General features: G+C 39.2%; 1 protein-coding gene. It reads right to left on the bottom strand.

Annotated features, from left to right (window positions below; all coding sequences use genetic code 11):
* Positions 1 to 38: 38 nt before the first annotated feature.
* Positions 39 to 762, bottom strand: a 724-nt coding sequence (locus tag FOT98_RS29170) for an IS3 family transposase (RefSeq protein ID WP_144291201.1), incomplete at its 5' end; no start/stop codon positions are given.

The raw sequence follows: 762 nt of genomic DNA, 5'->3' as shown, positions 1-762 counted from the left end.
TGAAGTGAACCCCGAAAACGGGACACCGATCAAAACACCTAAACCATCTGTTCCCTAAATTCTTTAGGGGATAGGTGGTTTAATTTTTCTTGAATTCGCACACAATTGTAGTAATGAATGTATTCTAGCACAATCTTTCGCACAGTTGTGTTGGATACTTTTGTTATCTTTTGTGAGTAGAAAGCTTCACTTTTCAAATGACCAAAGAAGCTTTCCATGACGGCATTATCATGGCAATTTCCTCTCCGGGACATGCTGGTGATGATGCCGTTTTCTTTTGCGTACGTTTGAAATTCTTTCGCTGTATAAATACTTCCTTGATCTGAGTGAAGAAGGACATCTTTTACTTTTCGCCCTCGCATCGCTTGTTTTAATGTCTTCATTGCTAATGACAGTGCTTGGGACTCGCTGATGACATAACTAATAATTTCACGGTTATAGGCATCCATAATCGTTGATAAATACAAGGTACGCTCTCCAAATAAGAGATACGTCACATCTGTAAACCACTTTTCATTTGGTCCGGATGCATTGAATTGGCGCTCCAATCGATGAGGAGCTACCACTGGTTCCGCACCATTGATATATTTCTTTTTCTTTCGGCGCACTTTTGAGAGAATATGATGTTGTCTCATGATTCGTAAGACTTTTTTATGATTGACACACAGTCCCATTTTTCGAAGAGTAGCGGTCACTCTTCGATATCCATACCGTAATTTATGCCTAAGACAAACGTCCTTTATTATCTCTTCTATATCTTCT

It is taken from the genome of Bacillus sp. HY001 (assembly GCF_007558965.1).
Taxonomy (GTDB): Bacteria; Bacillota; Bacilli; order Bacillales; family Bacillaceae_G; genus Bacillus_A; species Bacillus_A mobilis.
The sequence above is the reverse complement of the archived record's forward strand: the minus strand, read 5'-3'. Positions and strand labels throughout refer to the sequence as shown.